The 3,531-nt window shown below is 57.3% G+C and carries 3 protein-coding genes and 1 pseudogene; 3 read left to right on the top strand and 1 reads right to left on the bottom strand.

The genetic code is table 11. The features are described 5' to 3' along the window. Nucleotides 1–141: 141 nt before the first annotated feature. Nucleotides 142–591, bottom strand: coding sequence for a hypothetical protein (locus tag D8V06_RS12715; protein ID WP_056852191.1), 450 nt, complete (start codon nucleotides 589–591; stop codon nucleotides 142–144). 262 nt (nucleotides 592–853) lie between these two features. On the opposite strand from D8V06_RS12715, the pseudogene D8V06_RS12710 reads away from it, so the two are divergent. The 3 genes and pseudogenes from D8V06_RS12710 to D8V06_RS12700 all read left to right on the top strand — a co-directional run bounded on the left by D8V06_RS12710 (nucleotide 854) and on the right by D8V06_RS12700 (nucleotide 3,387). Next, a pseudogene (locus D8V06_RS12710) lies at nucleotides 854–1,896 on the top strand (PDDEXK nuclease domain-containing protein). A 71-nt stretch (nucleotides 1,897–1,967) separates the two neighbouring features. Then, a complete protein-coding gene (locus tag D8V06_RS12705) occupies nucleotides 1,968–2,951 on the top strand; it encodes an alpha/beta fold hydrolase (RefSeq protein WP_056852189.1) in 984 nt (327 codons plus the stop codon). 19 nt (nucleotides 2,952–2,970) lie between these two features. Further along, complete coding sequence (locus tag D8V06_RS12700; protein WP_056852188.1) at nucleotides 2,971–3,387, top strand: hypothetical protein; 417 nt, start codon at nucleotides 2,971–2,973, stop codon at nucleotides 3,385–3,387. The last annotated feature ends 144 nt before the right edge of the window (nucleotides 3,388–3,531 follow it).

Below are 3,531 nucleotides of genomic sequence, written 5' to 3'. Positions count from 1 at the left end.
GCACCAAATACCGAAAACCCTGAATCGCAAGATTCAGGGTTTTTTTATGCCTGCGGTTTGATGAGGCTCAATCCCGGAGCATCGAAAGGCAAGGCGCCCCTCCCCTCCCGCGCCTATCAATTTTTTGTTCGCAATACCGCACTAGCTCTCACCATTCCAATGGAAGACCAGGTTACGAGCCGCACCGCTGCCGACATCCGCAACATCACGTCGCACCTCGCCGTTGCGTGTGGCGATGACGTTGTACTTCCCGGCTGGCAATTGCACATACACCAGTGGTCCGGCGTCGTGCAGTGTCAGTACGGTTTGCCCCTGGGCCTTCTCTATGACCACATCCACATCGGGAATGTATTTGTTCTCCGCCCCGATCGCGAAGGTCATGTGCAGGTTATAGCCAGTCGTTTGCTGGATAGCCTTTGCCTCATCCTCGCCAATCCCACCGGACAGATAGGTGATGCCATTTTGTTCCTGCCGCTGAACCTGAACGCCGGAGCTGTCGACGGGCTCAAGACTTGCGGCGGGCGCCATTGCAGGAAACAGCAGCATGCCGATGGCGGCGAGGGGCAACATGAATGAATGGAGGATTTTCATGATGACGACTCCCGGGCTCTGAAAAGCCCAATCGTTACCTGAATTTTGATTTCCCGCGCATTGGTGATGTTTTAGATCGATTGGTACTTGTGCTGACTACGAAACGTACTACGTGATTTGCTCAGCAGACTTGCTCTTCCGTCAGATCGATCCTGCTTGCGGCCCAGGCGATTCCTTCCGATATCTCAGCCGTGCCCTGCATCTTCGACCCAAGCTCTCTTGCCATCCTCTTTTGCCTGATCAATCAGCCGCAGAAGACCTCATGAACGACCTCAGAACCGATGACGCAAAAGACCCGCAACTCGCTTCGCTTGTCGGCAATCTTGGCGAACTGATACGCCAGGCGCGCCAGAAGGTGCTGCGGGCCGTCGACACCATTCAAGTGCAAACCTGTTGGCAGATTGGTCGGCATATTGTCGAATTCGAGCAGGAGGGTGCTCGGCGGGCAGGTTATGGCAAACAGTTACTTCCGACCCTAGCGAAAGTGCTGACAGCGCAGTTTGGGAAGGGCTTTGATGCCTCCAACCTTCGGTATATGCGCCTGTTTTATCAAGCCTTCCCAATTTGTGACGCACTGCGTCACGAATTGAGCTGGACTCATTACCGGCGACTATTGAGAGTCGACAGCGAAAGCGCCCGACTGTGGTACATGAACGAGTCCGCCACTCAAAACTGGTCAAGTCGAGCACTGGAACGCCAGATAAACACACTTTACTACGAGCGCCTGCTTGCAAGCCGCGATCGCGCCCCCGTGATGCTGGAGGCAGCCACCCATATTCAGCAAATGAAGGCCAGCCCTCGGGAGTTCATTCGTGACCCGGTGGTGCTGGAGTTTCTTGGCCTGCCCCATGCCGGCAAGCTTCAGGAAAGCGAAATCGAACAGGCACTGATAGAACAACTGTGTTGGAGCTGGGCAAAGGTTTCGCCTTCATCGCCCGCCAGCAACGCATCAGCACTGACAGCAAGGACTTCTTCATCGACCTGGTGTTCTACAACTACCTGCTCAAATGCTTTGTCATATTCGATATCAAGCGGGGCGAGCTCACACACCAGGATGTCGGCCAGATGGACATGTATGTACGCATGTACGACGACCTCAAACGTGGAGCAGAAGATGGTCCCACCGTCGGCATCATCTTATGTGCGCAGAAAGATGAATCGGTGGTTCGTTATTCGGTTCTGGAAGGTCACGAACAACTTTTTGCCAGCAAGTACCAGTTGATATTGCCGAGCGAGGAAGAACTGCGTGCAGAGCTTGATCGAGAGCGCGCTCGACTTGACGAGCGACTCCATCAGACACCGTGATGGCTCTCATGGATTGTTCATCCGCAGCTTGAAGACTATCGTTGGCATCTCCCCGCAAAGGTCCAGCGCCCATGAATTTGCAGGACATGCCCCCTCTGGCCCCCGTTCAAATCGAGCTGCCATTGGTAACTGACGCCGTTGCCGAGCCCTTCGAGCAACCCGCAGAAGACGGATTCATCATCGGCGGTTTCACCTGGCGGCACGCTGCCCCCGATAGCTCTCGCCCGGTGGTCATCATCAATGCGGCCACCTCGGTACGCTGCCGGCACTACTCGCGCTTCGCCGACTACCTGTTCGCCAATGGCCTGGATGTGATCACCTATGATTACCGCGGTATAGGTGAATCACGCCCGCCGTCACTAAAAGGGTTTCAGGCTTCATGGACTGACTGGGGTGCACTGGATTTCGAGGCGATGCTACGGCGCGCAAAGCGCGAGTTTCCGAATCAGCCCATCGATGTGGTGGGCCACAGCTTTGGAGGCTGTGCAGCAGGACTGGGGGCCTCCGGAAATGCGATCCGGCGCCTGGTGACGGTCGGTGCGCAGTTCGCCTACTGGCGCGACTATGCACCGGCCCATCGCTGGCGGATGTTTGGTAAATGGCATGTGCTGATGCCACTGCTGACGATGATCTTCGGTTACTTTCCCGGCAAACGCCTTGGCTGGCTGGAAGACACGCCTGCCGGTGTCGTCCGTGACTGGAGCTTCTCCACTGCACGTTACGAAAAACGCTTCAGCGGCAGCGTCATCCACGCAACCGCCGGTCGCCTGCCCTTTGCTGGCGTGACCGCGCAAACCCTCGCCATCAGCATCTGCGACGATCCCTACGGCACGATCCCGGCCATCGAGCGCCTGCTCGGTTACTTCACCGGCAGCACAAACACCCACTTGCGCATCGCCCCGCAAGACATCGGCGAAACAGAAGTTGGACATTTCGCCTTTTTTCGCAGCGCATACCAAGCCACACTATGGCCCATCGCATTGTCGTGGCTGCAAAACGGCGAGCTGCCCCCCGACACACCCGGGCGGACGGTGCCACGCAGCAATCCTACTTAACGCATACGGAACAACCTCCATGGCCTCCGCCAACAAGCAGCAAAAACGCGCCTCCCGCGCCAAGGCCAAGGCCAAGCAGAACCGCACCCAACGCGCTGCCGCGCCGGTCGAACTGGACCCGAACGATGACCGTATCGACTTCGAGTCGGTCGACCTGACTGAACTGTTCAAGAAAATGATCGACGCCGAGAAAGTCAGCCAGCAAGCCATGTGCGTGGCTTTCCTCGAAGACCCGTTGCTGGAACTGGTCTACGAACAGGAAGGCGAAGAAGGCGCGATGGACTTCATCCTGGCGGCGCTGATCGAGTATCGCCAATGGTCCACCGAAACCGACGAAGCCGGCGCCTTGGCGTGGATCGAATCGCCGGCCTTCCAGGCCGACTACGTGGCAGCCTCCGATGCTATCGCCGCGCAAACCCAACAGAAACCGAACTGAGCTCCCATGGCCTCCCTGAACAAGCAACAGAAACGCGCCAAGCGCGCAAAAGCCAAAGCCAAGCAAATCCGCATGGTCGGCAGAAAACCCGCGAACCTGGACGATGATCTCGGCCACCTCGCCGAGCCGATCCCGGAATACACC

It is taken from the genome of Pseudomonas sp. Sample_24 (genome assembly GCF_004307605.1).
In the GTDB taxonomy this organism is placed as follows: domain Bacteria; phylum Pseudomonadota; class Gammaproteobacteria; order Pseudomonadales; family Pseudomonadaceae; genus Aquipseudomonas.
The sequence above is the reverse complement of the archived record's forward strand: the minus strand, read 5'-3'. Positions and strand labels throughout refer to the sequence as shown.